Source organism: Streptomyces sp. NPDC018019 (genome assembly GCF_044327805.1).
Taxonomy (GTDB): Bacteria; Actinomycetota; Actinomycetes; order Streptomycetales; family Streptomycetaceae; genus Streptomyces.
This window is the reverse complement of the sequence record NZ_JBIRGD010000022.1, coordinates 90134-107054: the sequence shown is the minus strand read 5'-3', so window position 1 is coordinate 107054 and position 16921 is coordinate 90134. Positions and strand designations below refer to the sequence as shown.

The 16921-nt window shown below is 72.8% G+C and carries 15 protein-coding genes and 1 pseudogene; 8 read left to right on the top strand and 8 right to left on the bottom strand.

The genetic code is table 11. The features are described from left to right. Positions 1-97: 97 nt before the first annotated feature. Positions 98-1798 (top strand): LuxR family transcriptional regulator, encoded by a 1701-nt coding sequence (locus ACH4FX_RS30680; RefSeq protein ID WP_398484407.1) that lies wholly within the window; start codon positions 98-100, stop codon positions 1796-1798. Positions 1799-1813: 15 nt separating this feature from the next. Here ACH4FX_RS30680 and ACH4FX_RS30675 read toward each other — a convergent pair whose 3' ends face one another. Next, positions 1814-2458 carry a DedA family protein gene (locus ACH4FX_RS30675; protein ID WP_398484528.1) on the bottom strand — a complete coding sequence of 215 codons (645 nt, stop codon included), beginning with the start codon at positions 2456-2458 and terminating at the stop codon, positions 1814-1816. Between the two features lie 352 nt (positions 2459-2810). Then, on the bottom strand, positions 2811-3275 hold the full coding sequence (locus ACH4FX_RS30670; RefSeq protein WP_398484405.1) for a DUF4442 domain-containing protein: 465 nt from the start codon (positions 3273-3275) through the stop codon (positions 2811-2813). Positions 3276-3448: 173 nt separating this feature from the next. Here ACH4FX_RS30670 and ACH4FX_RS30665 point away from each other — a divergent pair, with 173 nt between their 5' ends. Then, positions 3449-4819, top strand: coding sequence for an MFS transporter (locus ACH4FX_RS30665; protein ID WP_398484403.1), 1371 nt, complete (start codon positions 3449-3451; stop codon positions 4817-4819). Here ACH4FX_RS30665 and ACH4FX_RS30660 read toward each other — a convergent pair. The 4 genes from ACH4FX_RS30660 to ACH4FX_RS30645 form a co-directional block, all read right to left on the bottom strand. After that, positions 4781-5572 (bottom strand): spermidine synthase, encoded by a 792-nt coding sequence (locus ACH4FX_RS30660; RefSeq protein WP_398484526.1) that lies wholly within the window; start codon positions 5570-5572, stop codon positions 4781-4783. The two genes, ACH4FX_RS30665 and ACH4FX_RS30660, sit on opposite strands and share 39 nt — an antisense overlap. 258 nt (positions 5573-5830) lie before the next feature. Then, positions 5831-6673, bottom strand: a complete 843-nt coding sequence (locus ACH4FX_RS30655) for a patatin-like phospholipase family protein (RefSeq protein ID WP_398484402.1) — start codon at positions 6671-6673, stop codon at positions 5831-5833. Positions 6674-6934: 261 nt separating this feature from the next. After that, positions 6935-8107, bottom strand: coding sequence for an elongation factor Tu (tuf, locus tag ACH4FX_RS30650; protein ID WP_398484400.1), 1173 nt, complete (start codon positions 8105-8107; stop codon positions 6935-6937). Between the two features lie 115 nt (positions 8108-8222). Beyond that, a complete protein-coding gene (locus tag ACH4FX_RS30645) occupies positions 8223-8444 on the bottom strand; it encodes a hypothetical protein (RefSeq protein ID WP_398484398.1) in 222 nt (73 codons plus the stop codon). A 171-nt stretch (positions 8445-8615) separates the two neighbouring features. Here ACH4FX_RS30645 and ACH4FX_RS30640 point away from each other — a divergent pair, with 171 nt between their 5' ends. From ACH4FX_RS30640 to ACH4FX_RS30625, 4 genes and pseudogenes are all read left to right on the top strand, one after another. Further along, the gene (locus tag ACH4FX_RS30640; protein ID WP_398484396.1) at positions 8616-9317 is read left to right on the top strand and encodes a TVP38/TMEM64 family protein; all 702 of its coding nucleotides are present in this window, start codon (positions 8616-8618) and stop codon (positions 9315-9317) included. A 183-nt stretch (positions 9318-9500) separates the two neighbouring features. After that, entirely contained in the window at positions 9501-10388 is an 888-nt protein-coding gene (locus tag ACH4FX_RS30635; protein ID WP_398484395.1) for an undecaprenyl-diphosphate phosphatase, read from the top strand. Between the two features lie 301 nt (positions 10389-10689). Next, positions 10690-11811, top strand: a complete 1122-nt coding sequence (locus ACH4FX_RS30630) for an FAD-dependent oxidoreductase (protein WP_398484393.1) — start codon at positions 10690-10692, stop codon at positions 11809-11811. Positions 11812-12258: 447 nt separating this feature from the next. Further along, positions 12259-12534, top strand: a pseudogene (locus tag ACH4FX_RS30625) (transposase); the annotation flags it as partial. Between the two features lie 663 nt (positions 12535-13197). Here ACH4FX_RS30625 and ACH4FX_RS30620 read toward each other — a convergent pair. Then, complete coding sequence (locus ACH4FX_RS30620; protein WP_398484535.1) at positions 13198-13731, bottom strand: hypothetical protein; 534 nt, start codon at positions 13729-13731, stop codon at positions 13198-13200. Further along, positions 13686-14657 carry an AraC family transcriptional regulator gene (locus ACH4FX_RS30615; RefSeq protein ID WP_398484391.1) on the bottom strand — a complete coding sequence of 324 codons (972 nt, stop codon included), beginning with the start codon at positions 14655-14657 and terminating at the stop codon, positions 13686-13688. Before ACH4FX_RS30615 ends, ACH4FX_RS30620 begins: the two co-directional genes overlap by 46 nt. Before the next feature lie 185 nt (positions 14658-14842). On the opposite strand from ACH4FX_RS30615, the gene ACH4FX_RS30610 reads away from it, so the two are divergent. Further along, a complete protein-coding gene (locus tag ACH4FX_RS30610; RefSeq protein WP_398484389.1) occupies positions 14843-15433 on the top strand; it encodes a non-oxidative hydroxyarylic acid decarboxylases subunit B in 591 nt (196 codons plus the stop codon). A 40-nt stretch (positions 15434-15473) separates the two neighbouring features. Further along, a complete protein-coding gene (locus ACH4FX_RS30605) occupies positions 15474-16898 on the top strand; it encodes a non-oxidative hydroxyarylic acid decarboxylases subunit C (protein WP_398484387.1) in 1425 nt (474 codons plus the stop codon). Positions 16899-16921: the final 23 nt, after the last annotated feature.

Genomic DNA, 16921 nt, shown 5'->3' with positions numbered 1-16921 from the left:
TCGGGATGCGGTTGATTCGCGCCGCGGGCTCCGGGCATCGTGTTTTTCCGACTGGCGACAGCGCGGCACGATGCGGTGCCGCGGACGGGGATGACCGATGAGCGCAGGGGCCGAAGACCCGCCGCCGCCCGGAAGTTCGGGCCGCGCCGCGGCGCACGGCGCACTGCGCGGACTGCTCGCCCGGACCCCGCTGGTCACCGTGACCGGCCCCGCGGATGTGGGGAAGAGCACACTCGTCCGCGCCGTCCTGGAGGAGGCCGCACGGCACGACGGCCGCCCCGGCGAGCCCTTCGTCCGGGTCGGCTGCCGGTCGGACGTGGCCGGGGACGACGTCGCCGCCGCCCTCAGCCGGGCGGCGGGCCTGCCGTCCGGCACGACGCCGGAGGCCCTGGCCGCCCACTGCGTCCGGCACGGCCTGACCGTCCTGCTCGACGACTGCGATCCGGTGGCCGGCGCGTGTGCGTGGCTGGTGCGGCAGCTGCTGCGGGCGGGGTCGGGGCGTACGGGCGCGGCGAGTGCTGCCGGTCCGGTGGGGGCCGCGCGAAGCGGTCCGCAGACGGGTCTGCGGACCGGTCTGCGGACTGGTCTGCGGATCGTGGCCACGGCGCGACAGCCGCTGGGGGTGGGGGTCGAGCGGGTCGTCGTGCTGCGCGCGTCGGCCGGGGGCGGCGAGGCGGAGGAGGCGGGGGCGGCCGAAGGCGGTCGCACCGAGGAGGCGGGGGCGGCCGAGGCGTACGGTCCGTCCGCCCCCGCCCCCTGCTCCCCCCTCGACCGGCTCGTATGGGCGCGGCTGTCCGTGTTGCCCGGGGACTTCGACGCCTGGCTGGCGGGGTGCGTCGGTAGCCGCAGTGACGTTTCTGCGCAGCAGGTCGAGGCCGCTCTCGAACGCCTCCAGAGGGCGTCCGTACTGGCCCGCGTACGCGACGCGGCGGCCACGGTTCCAGCGTCCGAAACGGGAGCCGGGACCGGCGTCGGCACCGGAGCCGTCCCGCCGCCTCCCCCACCCCGCTACCGCCTCCCCGCCCCTGCCCGCGCAGCCGGGCTGGCGCACCTGCGGGCGGTGGGCGAGGAAGCCGTGGCGCTGCGCGCGTTCCGGATGGCCTGTGCCGCGCTCGCCGCCGAGGCGCAGGTCGCCTGGCAGGGCCCGGACCGCCGGATCGCCGTACACCTGGTGGAGACCGAACGGCACAATCTGCGCGCAGCGCTGACCCGGCCCCCGCAGGACGCGGCCGACGCCCGCACCGCCCTGGACACCGCGGTCTCCCTCTGGTTCTGGTGGGCCGTCTGCGGCCGTCGGCGGGAGGGCCGCGCCCACCTCGGCCGGCTGCTGCGGCAGTCCGGCGACGACACCGCCGTACGGGCCCGCGCCCTGTGGCTGGCGGGCTGGCTCGCCGCGCAGGACCGTGCCCACCGCACCGCCGAGCCGCTGCTCGACCGTGCCGCGCGCGCCGCCGCCCGGCACGCCGACGCGGACACGCTGGCCCGCGTCGCGCACGCCCGCGGTGTCCTGGCCCTCGGCTGCGCGGACACCGGCACCGCCGTGGCCTGGCTGCGCCGGGCGGCCGAGCACACCTGGCAGGACTCCTGGTACGGCCCCGGGCCCGCGTACAGCCAGGTCCTGCTGGCCATCGCCCTGGCGGCGCCCGGGCCAGCGGGCGCCGCCCTCCCCGGCCCCTTGAGCAGCATGACCGGGGCCGGCACAGCAGCGGGTGCGTACACCGGTCCCGTCCCCGTCCCGCAAAACGGAACCCGCAGCGGTCCCCTTCCGGGGCCCCGCTGCGGGCACGGTCTCACCTGACGGAACGCCGCCGCGTCACTCGGCCATCGCGTCGGCGGGCTTGGCGACCGACGCCTCGCGCCGGGCCGCCGCCTTCGCCGCCCGCCGCTTCATGAAGACGAACGAGCCGACGCCGAACAGCACCGCGGCCACCAGCCCCAGCCAGGAGAAGCGCTTGAGCCAGGACTCGGCGACGACACCGACGTAGTAGATCAGCGCGGTCGTGCCACCGGCCCAGACGACGCCGCCGAGCACGTTGGCGATGAGGAACTTCCAGTACGGCATCCGCAGCACGCCCGAGAGCGGCCCGGCGAAGATGCGCAGCAGGGCGATGAAGCGGCCGAAGAAGACCGCCCACATGCCCCACTTGTCGAACTTCTCCTCGGCCATCGCCACCTGGTCGGGCCCGAAGTGCTTGGGGAACTTCCGCCCGGCCCAGTTGACCAGCGGCTGCCCGCCCTTGCGGCCGATCAGGTACCCGATGGAGTCTCCGATGATCGCGCCGGCGGACGCGCAGACGCCCAGCATCAGCGGATCGATGTGGTCCTGCGTCGCGGCGAGCAGCGCCGAGCTGACCAGGACGATCTCACCGGGCAGCGGAATGCCGAGGCTCTCCAGGCCGATGACCACCCCCACCAGGAGGTATACGCTCACGGCCGGAATCGTCTCCAGCCACTCCATCTGCAAGGCCGCTTCCTCCACTAGGTGTCGGGCCCCCGTGGGCCGCTGCCCGGCGTCCGCGACGCCGTCGAAAACCGTGCACTCCCCCGCGCGTCCGCATGCCGCGACGCGCCCGGGCAGCCTACTCGATCCACTTCGGCCGCCCCGCTGCCCGGCGTCAGGGGTACGGCCCGCCGCGCGGTGCGCGACGGGCCGGTGAACGCCTGGCGGCGGGCCGCTGACCGGGCCACTTCTCCGTACCGCCGTACGAGACGCGACCCGGCGGCGTGGAGTTGCCTCGGCCCCGGATGAATTTGTGCGCGCCGGGTGCCGGGCCGCAGCGGGCGGCCCGGCACCGGAAGCGAGGACGGCGCTACTGCGCGGGGTCGTTCGGGCGCAGCGTCCACACGATGGTCATCTCCCCGGTGACCGCGCCGTCCTCCCTGGTGATGGCGACGTGCACCGGGAACTCCGGCCGCTCGCCGGCGTCCAGCTCGGCGAGCACGTCGGCGACCGGACGGCCGAGTTCGGCGGTCGCGGTGACCGGGCCCATGGCGAGCTTCTTGTAGCCGATCTCGGCCCGTACGGCGAGCGGTACGGCCCGCGAGAGCTGGTCGCCGAAGGCCGCGAGCACGATCGCGCCGCTGGCCGACTCGGCGAGGGTGAACATCGCGCCGGCGTGCGGCCCGCCGACGTGGTTGTGGTACTCCGCCTGATCGGGCAGCCGGACCACGGCCCGCTCGGCGGTGGTCTCGGTGAAGTCGAGGTTGAGCGTACGGGCCATCGGCACGGTGGCCGCCATCATTGCGCCGATCGACGGCTGGGTCTCGGTGGACATGGCGGCATGTTACCTACGAGTAGCTTCCCGGGGGAAGCCCCTGCCGGCGTTCCGCCCGGCAATCCGGGGCGCTTATCGTGGTGACCCATGTGGCCAGGTCAGCAGCCGCCCGGAGGCGAGCAGAACCCGTACCCCGCGCGGCGCGCGGACCCGTGGCGGCTCCCGGTGGGGCCGTGCTGACCACCGACCGCGACGGTGCCTGCCGGGCCCGCCGCCGCCCCGCCTGGGCCGGACGCAACTACACCCTGCTGACCGGCGCCGCCGTGGTCACGGGCCTCGGCAGCGCCGGCTCGCTGATCGCGGCGGCGTTCGCGGTGCTCGGCGCCGGCGGCTCGGCCACCGACGTCGGCCTGGTCGCCACGGCCCGTACGGTGCCGCTCGTCGTCTTCCTCCTGATCGGCGGCGCGGTCGCCGACCGGCTGCCGCGCCACCGCGTGATGGTCGCCGCGAATGCGCTCAACTGCGTCTCCCAGGGCGTCTTCGCCCTGCTCGTGCTGACCGGGGAGGCGCGGCTGTGGCAGATGGCGGTGCTGGCCGCCCTCGGCGGCACCGGGCAGGCGTTCTTCGCCCCGGCCTCCGAGGGGATGGTCCTCTCCAGCGTCTCCGGCGCGGACTCCGGCCGGGCCTTCGCCTTCTTCCGCATGAGCATGAACGGCGCCAACATCGGCGGCGCCGCGCTCGGCGGCGCGCTGGTCGCCGCCGTCGGCCCCGGCTGGGTGCTGGCCGTCGACGCCGCCGCCTTCGCCGTCGCGGGCGCCCTGCGCGCTTTCCTCGACGTCGGCCACATCCCTGAGCGCGCCGCCGGGGCCGGGATCTTCAGGGAACTGCGCGACGGCTGGCGCGAGGTCGTCTCCCGGCCCTGGCTGTGGGCCGTGATCGGGCAGTTCGCGGTCGTCAACGCCGTCGTGGTGGCGGCCGAGGCGGTGTACGGGCCGATGGTCGCCGAGGAACACCTGGGCGGTCCCCGGCCGTGGGGCCTGGCGCTGGCCGCCTTCGGCGCGGGCACGGTCTGCGGCGCGCTGCTCATGATGCGCGCCAAGCCCCGCCGCATCCTGCTCACCGGCGTCCTGTGCGTGTTCCCGCTCGCCCTCCCCTCGGCCGCGCTCGCCGTACCGGTGCCGGTCACCGTCCTCCTGCTGGTGATGTTCGGTACCGGCATCGCGCTGGAGGTGTTCGGCGTGCTGTGGATGGTGGCGCTGCACCAGGAGATACCGGAGGAGAAGTTCTCCCGGGTCTCCTCGTACGACTGGTTCGGCTCGCTGGCGATCACTCCCCTGGCCACCGCGCTGGCCGGACCTGTGCAGGACCTGGTCGGGCGGACCGCCGCGCTGTGGGGCTGTTCCGCGCTGATCGCGCTGCTGACGGCGGCCGTGCTGTGCGTACCGGACGTCCGCCGGCTGACCCGCCGGCCCGCCGGGGTCCCCACTCCCCGCGGCGCGTCCGCCACGGCTCCGGCGGAGTCCGCCACGGCCGTCCCGGCCTCCGGGCAGCCGCCCTGCGCGGCCTCAGCCGATGCTGAAGGCGCCGTCGGGCGGACGGGGTGACGGTACGGCCTGGGCGTCGTGCACGGGTACGGCGTCGCCGATCAGCCGCTGGAGCGCGGCGCCGTGCTCGACCCGCGCGGGGAACACGTCGGCGGCCGTGCGCCGGGCCAGCTGCGTGAGGGGCAGATCGGCGCGGGACGCGGCCAGCACGATGTTGCCGAAGCGGCGGCCGCGCAGCACCGCGGGTTCGGCGATCACACAGAGATGGCCGAACACGGTGGCCAGATTGGCCAGCTGGGCGCGCAGGAAACCGAACGGCGCGCTGTCGGCGAGGTTCGCCGCGTAGATCCCGTGCGGGCGCAGGACCCGGGCGGCAGCACGCGCGTACTCCACCGAGGCCAGGTGCGCGGGCACCCGCGAGCCCCCGAAGACATCCGCCACGATCACGTCCGCGCTGCGCTCCGGCACCGCTTCCAGGGCTGTACGGGCGTCCTCGGCCCGCACCGAGATACCACTTTCCGGGGGCAGCGGCAGGTGCTCGGCGACCAGGGCGAGCAGCCCGCGGTCGGCCTCGACGACGTCCTGGCGGGAGCCCGGACGGGTCGCGGCGAGGTAGCGCGGCAGGGTCAGCGCGCCGCCACCGAGGTGCAGCACGTCGAGCGGCGCGGCGGGAGCGGCGGCCGCGTCCAGGACGGCCGCGAGCCGGCGCGCGTACTCGAACTCCAGGTCGGTCGGCGCATCGAGATCGACGTACGACTGCGGGGCACCGTCCACGGTCAGCAGCCAGGCGCGCGCACGGTCCACGTCCGGCATCAGCTTGGCCGTGCCGCAGTCGACGGTACGGGTGACGGGGAGCGGCTCGGGGTCTTCGGTGTGGCCGGAGGGCTGCTGCTGCGGCGGCCGGGCCCTCTCGGGCGAGCCGAGCCCGCCCACGCCGGGCGCCGACCCGGCTGTCCCGCCCTCGGCCCGCATGCCCGGTATCTGCTCGGCTGCTTCGTCCACCGTCCTATTGTGCCGGTACGAGGGTGCCGTCCGACCCCCGTCGAACCGGTCGCTGCCCGCCCTCTCCCCTCACTCCTCCCACACCGCCCTGACCCCCTCGGCGTGCTCCATGGCCTGACGGCGGCCGGCGCGGGCCGCGGCGGCGCGCTTGGCCGGGTCCAGGACATTGCGGCCGAAGGCGGCGCGGGACGCGCGGTCGGGCACCAGCACGCACACCCGCGCGCCGCGCCGAGCCAGGGCCGCTCCCTGCGCCCGCGCGGTGGCGATCGGCCCGCCGCCCGCCGCCACCGGCGCCAGGACGACCACCCGGCCGTACCCGGCGGCGAGGTCCGCGTTGGCGCTGGAGTGCACGCCCCCGTCGATCCACTGCTTTCCGCCGATGCTCACCGGCGGCCAGACGCCGGGCACCGCGCAGCTCGCGCTCACCGCGTCCACCAGGCCGGCGCCGCTGGTGTCGTCGAAGGCGGTGCGCCGCCCGGTCGCCGCGTCCACCGCCGTGATCATCAGCCGCCGCGCCGGCCAGTCGTGAGACACCAGGCGCCGCGCGATGGCGTCGCGCCGGCTCGGCCCCGAAGCCGACCGGGCGGCCAGCGCGAGGCGCCCCATCCGTACGCCGAAGTCCACGGCGTCGCGCGAACGCAGCGCCAGGTACGCGAAGCGGGCCAGCGCCGGCGTCCCCATGCGCGCCGCGGTCTCCCCCGTGACCGGCGCCAGCTGACGCGCGTACAGCTCGTCCGGGGTGAGCCGGCCGGACGTGAGCTGGGCGCCCACGATCGAACCGGCCGAGGTGCCGATGACGACATCGGCCGTACCGAGATCGACACCGGCCTCGACGAGACCGGCCAGCATGCCGGTCTCCCACCCGATGCCCGTGTACCCCCCGCCACCCAGCACCAGCGCGGTTCCCGTCATCGTGGTCCCCTCTCCGGTCGCGACCGGGGCATCCCGGTACGGCGGTCTCGTACGTGATCCCGTACGTGATCTCGTACACGGTCTCGTACGCGGTTCGTTCGCAGTGTGGCAGCCGTACCGTTCCGGTACCCGGCGCGCCGTACGAACCGCGTGGAGCGGGCCGGACGGACCGGGGGAGGGCGGATCGGGACCGGCCCGCGGGGCCGGAGCAGGCGCGGTGCCGCTACGGCTCCGCCCCCGCCCCGGCCCCCGCTCCCCCGGCTATCCCTCCACCGTGCGGACCGTCCCCGCCCCGACCGTCCTGCCGCCCTCGCGGATCGCGAAGCCGAGGCCGGGCTCCAGCGGGACATCGCGTCCCAGCTCGACGGTCATCGTCACCGTCTCACCGGGCCGGGCGACGGCGCGCCCGCCGAGGTCGACGTCGCCGACCACGTCCGCCGTACGGATATAGAACTGCGGGCGGTACCCCGTGGACAGCGGCGTGCGGCGCCCGCCCTCCTCCGTGGACAGCACGTACACCTCGGCGGTGAACCGCCGCCGCGGCGTCACACTGTCCGGCGCCGCGACGACGTGCCCCCGGCGCACCTGGTCCCGGTGCAGACCCCGCAGCAGCAGTGCGACGTTGTCCCCGGCCTGGGCCGACTCCATCGGCTTCCCGAAGGTCTCCACGCCGGTCACGGTGGTCTCCGTGTCCGCGCCGAGCACCGCCACCCGGTCGCCGACGCGTACCGTGCCGCGCTCCACGGCGCCGGTGACGACCGTGCCGCGACCGGTGATGGTCAGCACGTTCTCGACCGGCAGCAGGAACGGTGCGTCGAGGTAGCGCTCCGGCGTCGGCACGTAGGTGTCCACCGCGTCGAGCAGCGCCTCGATGGCCTGGCTCCACCGCGGGTCCCCCTCCAGGGCGCGCAGCCCGGAGACCCGTACGACGGGTACGTGGTCCCCGTCGTAACCGTGTGCCGACAGCAGCTCGCGGACCTCCAGCTCCACCAGGTCGGTCAGTTCGGGGTCGCCCGCGTCGGCCTTGTTCAGCGCGACGACGACGTACCGGACGCCGACCTGCTTGGCGAGCAGGACGTGCTCGGCGGTCTGCGGCATGATCCCGTCGAGCGCGGAGACGACGAGGATCGCACCGTCCAGCTGCGCCGCGCCGGTGACCATGTTCTTGATGAAGTCGGCGTGGCCCGGCATGTCGACGTGGGCGTAGTGCCGGGTGTCGGTCTCGTACTCGACGTGCGAGATGTTGATGGTGATGCCGCGCGCGGCCTCCTCCGGAGCCCGGTCGATCCGGTCGAAGGGCACGAAGGTGCCGCTGCCGCGCTCGCTGAGCACCTTGGTGATCGCGGCGGTCAGGGTGGTCTTGCCGTGGTCGACGTGGCCCATGGTGCCGATGTTCAGGTGGGGCTTGGTGCGCACGTATGCCGTCTTGGGCATGGCTGTCGTTCCTCGCGGAGAAGCGGTGAGTACGGCGGTCCGATGCGCCGCCGTGGGAACCCCTGAACCCCGCCGACCCTCCCCCTGCGGGGTTCGCCGGTCGATCCGGAGAGGGTCAGCTTCGCGCGCCGTCGATCGCGGGGACGGCCGCACCGGCCGCGGCCGCGGCGGGAGCGGTGCCTGCTGCGACGGTGTCCGCGGCCAGGGCGACGCCGGGGAACTGCACGGCGTCGGCCTCGGCCCTGAGGGCGGCGATGAGCGCCGCGATCGAGTCGACGGCAGCCCTCGGCGCGTCCGCGACTGCGGACGTGAGCGCGAGATACGACTGCCGGAACATGGCGCAAGGATCTCGTGCGGGGAGGGCTCGCGTCGAACGATTTATTCGGGAAGGGCGGCCGGTGCGTCACGGGAGTGGCCGATACGTTGCGAGGGGGTCCGCCCCTCCCGGTTCGGTCCCGGGCGACCGTGAATCCATCTCCCCGCCACCCTTGTCGGTTACGCTCCCGGGATGCTCGAACCCGCCGCAACGCCCGACGGCCTCGCCGCGCGCTGCACGCGTGTGCTCTTCTCCCCCTGGGCCCGGCTCGCCGTACTCCTCGTACTGCTCGCCGGGGCCGCGATCGCGATGATCGTCTGGCAGCCGCAGCGGCTGCTCGCCCACGGATGGCCGCCGGCGTGGGCCGGCGGCGGCGCCGTGGTGATCTTCGGACTCGCGTACGGAGTGTGCACCACCGCCTTCGTCCCCCGCCCGGTCCTGAACCTAGCCGCCGGTGCGATCTTCGGCAGTCTGCCCGGCTTCCTCTCCGCCCTGGCCGGAACGGTCCTCGGCGCGGGGCTCGCCTTCGGGCTCGGCCGGCTGCTCGGCCAGGACGCCCTGCGGCCCCTGCTGCGGGCCCGCTGGCTGACCGCCGCCGACCGGCAGCTCAGCGAGCACGGCTTCCGCTCGATGATGGCGATCCGCCTCTTCCCCGGCCTGCCGTTCTGCGCCACCAACTACTGCGCCGCCGTCTCCCGCATGGGCTGGGGCGCCTTCCTGCTGGCCACCACGCTCGGCAGCGTGCCCAACACCGCCGCGTACGTCATCGCCGGCGCCCGCGCCTCGTCGCCCACCTCGCCCGCCTTCCTGATCTCCACGGGCTTCATCGTGCTCTCCGGACTGGCCGCGGTGGCCGTGGCCTGGCGCAAGCGGGCGTCACTCCGGGGGCGTTGACCGGCGGGCGCCCGGAAAGAGCCCTTTGACCACTCGGACACTTCCGGGCGCTACGCTGCCCCACAGCCGGTCGCCGCACCCGCCGACCATCCGCACGCACTCCTGTCCCTTCCGTCCTCGTGCCGCCCGACCCGCGTCCGCGCCGGGTAAGCGCTTGATCACCCTCTGGATAGCGTAGTTTCGATGCACTGGTTTGAATCCTTCATCCTCGGCCTGGTCCAAGGGTTGACCGAGTTCCTGCCCATCTCCTCCAGCGCGCACCTGCGGCTGACCGCGGCGTTCGCGGGCTGGCAGGATCCCGGTGCGGCCTTCACCGCGATCACACAGATCGGCACCGAGGCCGCCGTCCTGATCTACTTCCGCAAGGACATCGCACGGATCGTCGGCACCTGGGCGCGCTCCCTCTTCAACCGCGAGCTGCGGCACGACCACGACGCCCAGATGGGGTGGCTGGTCATCGTCGGATCGATCCCGATCGGCGTCCTGGGCGTCACCCTCAAGGACGCCATCGAAGGCCCCTTCCGAGACCTGCGCCTGATCGCGACCACCCTCATCGTCATGGGCGTCGTCCTGGGCATCGCGGACCGGCTGGCCGCCCGCGACGAGTGCGGCGGGCGCCACCGCGCCGTCAAGCAGCGCAAGGACCTCACCGACCTGAACGTGAAGGACGGCCTGCTCTACGGCGTCTGCCAGGCCATGGCCCTGATCCCGGGCGTCTCCCGCTCCGGCGCCACCATCAGCGGCGGCCTCCTGATGGGCTACACCCGCGAGTCCGCGGCCCGCTACTCCTTCCTCCTCGCCATCCCCGCCGTACTGGCCTCCGGCGTCTACGAACTCAAGGACGCCTTCGGCAGCGAAGCCACCGCGAGCCACGTCTCCTGGGGCCCGACCGTCCTCGCCACCCTCATCGCCTTCGTCGTCGGCTACGCGGTCATCGCATGGTTCATGCGATTCATCACCACCAAAAGCTTCATGCCCTTCGTCATCTACCGCATCCTGCTCGGCGTGGCCCTGTTCGCGCTGGTGGGCGCAGGCGTACTGAGCCCGCACGCGGGCGAATCGGCGGGCTGAGGGAACGGTTCCGGGCCCCGGGAGCTGCGCGTTCCGGCTAGCACCAACACGCAGAAACCGGCAGGTTCCGGCACCTCCACGCGGGCATTTTCCTTGGTCGACTCCCATTCCGCTCCCAGCTGCCGGGTTATAGTCACCGGGTCGCGAAAAACGATGTCTCGCGGGTCCGCCCGCCGGGCGTCGCGCATACATCGATGCAGATGGTTCTGATCGGTGAGCGTCTCCTGCCGGGACCGGACATCCTGTCCGCTCACGGCGCTGACCATCGCCGACGCGTGTCGGCGCTACAGAGGAGCGCAGCATGCAGAAGACCATCGCCATTGTCGGAGCGGGACTGGGCGGGCTGACGCTCGCCCGGGTGCTTCAGGCCCACGGCGTCGCCGCGACGATCTACGAGGGTGAGGCTTCGGCGACGACCCGCGCACAGGGCGGCCTGCTGGACATCCACGAAGACACCGGCCAGGTCGCGCTTCGCGCAGCTGGTCTGTACGACGAGTTCCTCCGTCTGGTCCGCCCGGGCGAGGACGCCAAGCGCGTGGTCGACCGCCACGGCACGATCCTGTTGGACATGCCTGCGGACCCCGGTTCGGCCCGTCCAGAGGTGGATCGTGGCGAACTGCGGCACCTGCTCATCGACTCGCTGGCGCCCGGGACGATCAGGTGGGGTCACAAACTCGCCTCGGTCCGGCACCGTCCGGAGGGCGGCTACGTCCTCACCTTCGCGGAAGGTTCCGCCACGCGCGCCGACATCGTCATCGGCGCGGACGGTGCCTGGTCGAAGGTGCGTCCGCTGCTCACCCCCGCCGAGCCTGTCTTCAGCGGAACCTGCTTCATCGAGATCGCCCTCACCTCGGGCGCCCAGAACTGCCTGACGAGCGTGGCTGCGATCAGCAACGGCACGCTGATGGCGGTCGCGCCGGGCAAAGGCATCATCGTCCATCGCTACGCCGACGGGCACGTGCGCGGATGCGTGGCGCTGGACAAGCCCGAGGAGTGGATGAAGTCGATCGACTTCGGCGACCCGTCCGCGGGCCTCCGTCAACTTGCCGACGAGTTCGACGGCTGGTCGCCGCTGCTCACCGCCTTCGTGACAGAGAGCGACGTGGAACCGTGGCTCCGGCCCATCTACGCCCTTCCCGTCGGGCTTGAATGGGACAGGGTGCCCGGAGTGACGCTCGTCGGTGACGCTGCGCATTTGATGTCGCCCTTTGCCGGGGAGGGCGCGAACCTCGCCATGTACGACGGCGCGGACCTGGCGAACGAGCTGGTTGAGCAACCCGACATCGAGGTCGCGCTCAGCGCCTACGAAGAGCGGCTGTTCCTGCGTAGTAGCGACGCCGCCGGCCGCTCGGCGCAGAACCTGGAGATCTTTTTCGGCCGGGAAGCACCGCAGAGCGTAGTCGCTCTGTTCGATCACTCCTGATACCTCGGTTAGGTTTCGCGTTCTTGCCGCGGACCCGGCGGGGAACGGGTACGGCCACCGCGTGATCATCGGGGGTTGTGTGGACTCCTGAAGATCGTGCGGTGGCCGCAGGCTACAGCGCAGGCCCTGCCGGTTGGCGGGCGATGTCCGATCGGTGCATGGCCCGGATCGCGGGACGGTTCGGGCGGGCGGAGCCCCGGGCGACCGCCCGCGCCTACCTGCTCGGGCTGCTGTCGAGTGTCGAGCGGATGAACTGCTGGCAGCTGGCCGAACAAGCCGTCGCCGGCTTCAACCGCAAGCACAACCTGTTCCCCACGGATCTCCCCCACGCACAGCACCCGGCTGTACGGCATCGCCGCAGCCGCCGTCGCCCTGGTTGCCTATTGCGTACCCGGCCTGCCGACCGAACTGGTCCTCGCCCTAGGTGGCGTCTTCAAATGATCTTGCGTGGTGGATCATGGTCGGGTGCTGCGTCGACATGAGCTCCCGGATGCCGAGTGGGAGTTCGTCCGGCCGTTGCTGCCCGCGTCGTTGCGGGGCAGGAAGCGGCTGGACGACCGCACCGTGCTCAGCGGGATCGTGTGGAAGTTAAGTACCGGGACGGCTTGGCGGGACGGCTTGGCGGGGCGGCTTGGCGGGGCGGCTTGGCGGGGCGTGCCCGAGCGGTATGGCCCATGGGCGGCCCTGCACACCCGGTTTCGCCGGTGGGCCCTGGACGGCACGTTCGAGCGGATGCTCCAGGCCGCCCAGGCGAAGGCGGACGCGGCCGGCGTCATCGGCTGGCTCGTGTCGATCGACTCCACCGTGGTCCGTGCCCACAGCATGTTGCCGGGGCCCGAAAAGGAGGCTCCGCCCCGGGTCTCGGCCGGTCCGGGGCGGTCTGACCAGCAAGATCCACCTGGCCTACGACGCCCCGGGCCGCCCGCTCGCCTTCACCGTCACCGGCGGGAACACAGGCGACTGCACCCAGTTCACCGCCGTGATGGACGCGATACGGGGCCCCGACCCGGCCCGGGACGGCCCCACCTGTTGCTGTTGAAGAAGTCGCGGTCGGCGAAGAAGCGGGACTGGTCGCGGGCGGTGACCGACTCCTCGTATGTGCGGGTCGCTCGGCGCGGCGGCAAAAGCGGGCCGAGCCCGGTCGACTGTGCACGGCCGGGCAGCAAGCACCTCGTCATCACCGACGCTCAGGGCGTCCCGCTCGCGGTGTCGCTGACCGGCGGAAACCGCAACGGCGTCATACAGTTGCTGCCGCAGTTGGAGAAGGTCTCGGCTGTGGCCGGCGTCGCCGGCCGCTCCCGGCGTCGGCCGGACATACTCCTCGCCGACCGACCGCGTCCAGCGCCTGCGGTGAATTCTCCGGCTTGTCCAGGTGCTGTGGTCAGTTCAGTGGGGTGTGAATTCGGGGTAGTAGGCCGCGGCGGCGGTCGCGGTGTCGATGTTCCGTGGGAAGAGCGCGGTTTCGTAGGCGCGGATGGCCGCATCGATGTTCTCGGGCTGTTCGGCGATGGCGTTGCCGAGCCGGCCTGCGTCGAAGAGCGCCCAGTTCGCTCCTTCGCCGTCCGGCGGTGCCAGGTGGGCGGCGTCTCCGATGAGCGTGACCCCGGGTATATGGTCCCAGCGGTGTCCGATCGGCAGCCCGTACAAGGGGCGGAAGATCGGCGGGATGTCGCTGTCGGCGACCAGGGCGACGAGCTCCGGCGCCCATCCCTTGAACATCGCCGCGACCGTGCGGGCGAGGCGGTGCACGCGCCGGCCTTCGGCAGTCATGACGATGATGCGGCCGCGGGCGGAGGCGGGGTTTGGGATCTGTTCCAGCAGGCCCATGCCGAGGAGGGCGTGGACGGTCTGGTGGGCGCTTCGCCGGGCGACGTTCATCCGGCGGGCGAGGTTCGAGACGGTGGTGCCGTCGGGTGGCATGCGGAGTGGCGGGAGGCGGGTGCGGTGCCGGTGGCCCGGGCGCGGAAGGCGGTGGGCGTGGTGCCGGTACGGCGGCGGAAGAAGGCGCTGAATGCGGTGGCGTGGTGGAAGCCGACGCGTTCTCCGATGACGGCGGGGGGCAGGGCGGTGTGGGCGAGGAGACGTTTGGCCTCCAGCAGGACACGGTCGTCGATGAAGCGCTTGGCTCCGCAGCCGACGGCCGCCCGGGTGGCGCGGGTCAGGGTGCGCACGCTGTAGCCGAGCCGGGCGGCGTAGTCCTCGGCGCGGTGGGTGTGGGGGAAGTTCTCCTCGACGGCCTGCCGGAATCGGCGGAATGGCTCGTCGCCGCAGCCGTCGGGCGGTGGGGAGCCGTCCGGGTGGGCGAGGTGGAGCAGCAGGGCGGACAGGAGGCTGCGCATGGCTTCGATGTGGGCCTCCAGCGGCAGCATGGCCACATCGCCGTAGCCCTCTTCGAGCGCCCTGCGGACGTGGCCGAGGGCGGGTGCCCGGCGGGCGGGGGGCCGCAGCAGGCAGCGGCGGGTGTGGTCGTCCGCGCCGGTGACGGAGACCGTGGCGGGGCTGAGGAAACCGGACGGGAAGAGGATCGCGGTGCCCTCGGCCTCGGACAGGGGCGTGAGGAACTGCAGAACCTGTCCGGGCCGTACCCATAGCCAGCTGCCGGGGGTGACGTCGAGGGTGCTGAAGTCGACGGAGCAGCGCAGGGCTCCGGTGGTGACGGTCAGCAGCTCGTGGAAGGCCGGGCGACGGGGCCGGTAGGGGTCGAAGCCGTGGCCGCGCGCCCGTGCGGCGAGGCGGGGGAAGTCCAGCACCTCCACGCCGGGCGGTGAGCCGGGAGTGGGGCGGTAGGGGACGGCCGTGATGCCGTCGGCCGCTCCGCTCTCCCCTGCGTGTCCGTTTTTCTTCATGGCGTGTCCCAAGTGTAGGGGATGGCCCTTCTGCCGCCGCCTTAGCGTTGGGGTGCGAGCAGGTGGCGATGAGACGCCGGAACAGCGAGCTGCCGGAGAAGCGGCGCTCCCGGACCCGTTGCCGCTCGGCGACCGAAAAGCATCAGTGAGGGCCGGTGGTCCGGTCCGTGTGGAGGAGGGCTGCCGTGCGGCTGATCATCGGGATGACGGGAGCGACCGGCGCGGTGTTCGGCGTCCGGCTGCTGGAGAACCTCCAGCAGCTGCCGGAGGTCGAGACGCATCTGGTCTGCTCCCGCTGGGCCCGGTCGACCATCGAGCTGGAGACCGGACGCTCGGCGCGGGAGGTCGCCGCCCTGGCCGACCACGTCCACGCGCCTGAGGACCAGGGCGCGCCGATCGCCTCGGGGTCGTTCCGCGTCGACGGCATGGTCATCGTGCCGTGCTCGATGAAGACGCTGGCCGGGATCCGTACCGGTTACGCCGACGGCCTGGTGGCCCGGGCCGCCGACGTGGTGCTCAAGGAACGGCGCCGACTGGTGCTGGTGCCGCGGGAGACGCCGCTGAGCGAGATCCACCTGGAGAACATGCTGGCGCTGGCCCGGATGGGCGTCCAGATCGTCCCGCCCATGCCCGCCTTCTACAACCATCCCGAGAGCGTCGACGACATCGTCGACCACATCACCGCCCGGGTCCTGGACCAGTTCGGCCTCCCGGCGCCCGCCGCCCGGCGCTGGCAGGGCATGCGCGAGGCCCGCCGGGAACGGCCCGCCGCCTAGGACCCCCACGCGTTCGACAGCAACCCGAAGGAGCCTTTTCATGGCCTATGACGACCTGCGCAGTTTCCTCGACGCCCTGGAGCGGGAAGGCCAGTTGCTGCGCGTCACCGACGAGGTGATGCCCGAGCCCGACCTGGCCGCGGCCGCCAACGCCGCCCCCCGCCTGGGCGACGCGGCCCCGGCGCTGTACTTCGACAACGTCACCGGCTTCACCGACGCCCGTATCGCCCTGAACGTCCACGGTTCCTGGGCCAACCACGCCCTGGCCCTGGGCCTGCCCAAGGACACCCCCGTCAAGCGGCAGGTGGAGGAGTTCATCCGCCGCTGGAACGACTTCCCCGTCGCCCCCGAGTGGCGCGAGGACCCGCCGTGGGCCGAGGACACCATGGACGGCGACGAAGTCGACATCTTCCGGGTGCTGCCCTTGTTCCGCCTCAACGACGGTGACGGCGGCTTCTACATCGACAAGGCCGCGGTCGTCTCCAAGGATCCCGAGGACCCGGAGCACAGCGGCAAGCAGAACGTCGGCATCTACCGCATCGAGGTCAAGGGCAGCCGCGAGCTGGCCCTCCAGCCCGTGCCCATGCACGACATCGCCCAGCACCTGCACAAGGCGGAGCGGGCCGGGGAGGACCTGCCCGTCGCCATCACCCTGGGCAACGACCCGGTGATCTCCATCGTGGCGTCCACCCCGATGAAGTACGACGAGAACGAGTACGAACTCGCCGGCGCCCTGCGCGGTGCCCCCGCCCCCGTCGCGCCGGCCCCCCTGACGGGGCTGCCCGTCCCGTGGGGCGCCGAAGTGGTGATCGAGGGCGTCATCGAGGGCCGCAAGCGCGAGATCGAGGGGCCCTTCGGGGAGTTCACCGGCCACTACTCCGGCGGCCGCAACATGCCCGTCATCCGCGTCGACAAGATCTCCTACCGCACCCGGCCGGTTTTCGAGCACCTCTACCTCGGCATGCCCTGGACCGAGGTCGACTACCTGATAGCCGCCAACACCTGCGTACCGCTGTACCAGCAGCTCAAGGAGGAGTTCCCCGAGGTGCGGGCGGTCAACGCCATGTACACCCACGGCCTCGTCGTCATCGTCTCCACCGCCAAACGCTACGGCGGCTTCGCCAAGGCCGTCGGCCTCCGCGTCCTGACCACGCCCCACGGCCTCGGCTACGCCACCACCGTCATCGTCGTCGACGAGGACGTCGACCCCTTCAACCTGCCCCAGGTCATGTGGGCGCTGTCGACCAAGATGAACCCCTCCGGGGACCTGATCCGCATCCCCAACCTCTCGGTCCTCGAACTCGCGCCGCAGGCACAGCACCCCGGCATCACCGACAAGCTCGTCATCGACGCCACCACCCCCGTCGCCCCCGACCACCGCGGCAACTACGGCAACCCGGTCCGCGACCTGCCCGAGGCCGCCGCCTGGCTGGACCGCCTCCAGCGACTCGCCGCCCACCGCTGACCCGGGACCGCCGGCCACTCCGG

Bases quoted from the DNA above. Each gene is read 5' to 3' on its own strand.
- tuf (WP_398484400.1), bottom strand. From the start codon at position 8,107: ATGCCCAAGACGGCATACGTGCGCACCAAGCCCCACCTGAACATCGGC.
- ACH4FX_RS30640 (WP_398484396.1), top strand. From the start codon at position 8,616: ATGCTCGAACCCGCCGCAACGCCCGACGGCCTCGCCGCGCGCTGCACG.
- ACH4FX_RS30670 (WP_398484405.1), bottom strand. From the start codon at position 3,275: ATGTCCACCGAGACCCAGCCGTCGATCGGCGCAATGATGGCGGCCACC.
- ACH4FX_RS30675 (WP_398484528.1), bottom strand. From the start codon at position 2,458: ATGGAGTGGCTGGAGACGATTCCGGCCGTGAGCGTATACCTCCTGGTG.
- ACH4FX_RS30660 (WP_398484526.1), bottom strand. From the start codon at position 5,572: ATGCCGGACGTGGACCGTGCGCGCGCCTGGCTGCTGACCGTGGACGGT.
- ACH4FX_RS30655 (WP_398484402.1), bottom strand. From the start codon at position 6,673: ATGACGGGAACCGCGCTGGTGCTGGGTGGCGGGGGGTACACGGGCATC.
- ACH4FX_RS30615 (WP_398484391.1), bottom strand. From the start codon at position 14,657: ATGAAGAAAAACGGACACGCAGGGGAGAGCGGAGCGGCCGACGGCATC.
- ACH4FX_RS30645 (WP_398484398.1), bottom strand. From the start codon at position 8,444: ATGTTCCGGCAGTCGTATCTCGCGCTCACGTCCGCAGTCGCGGACGCG.
- ACH4FX_RS30635 (WP_398484395.1), top strand. From the start codon at position 9,501: ATGCACTGGTTTGAATCCTTCATCCTCGGCCTGGTCCAAGGGTTGACC.
- ACH4FX_RS30680 (WP_398484407.1), top strand. From the start codon at position 98: ATGAGCGCAGGGGCCGAAGACCCGCCGCCGCCCGGAAGTTCGGGCCGC.
- ACH4FX_RS30605 (WP_398484387.1), top strand. From the start codon at position 15,474: ATGGCCTATGACGACCTGCGCAGTTTCCTCGACGCCCTGGAGCGGGAA.
- ACH4FX_RS30630 (WP_398484393.1), top strand. From the start codon at position 10,690: ATGCAGAAGACCATCGCCATTGTCGGAGCGGGACTGGGCGGGCTGACG.
- ACH4FX_RS30620 (WP_398484535.1), bottom strand. From the start codon at position 13,731: ATGCCACCCGACGGCACCACCGTCTCGAACCTCGCCCGCCGGATGAAC.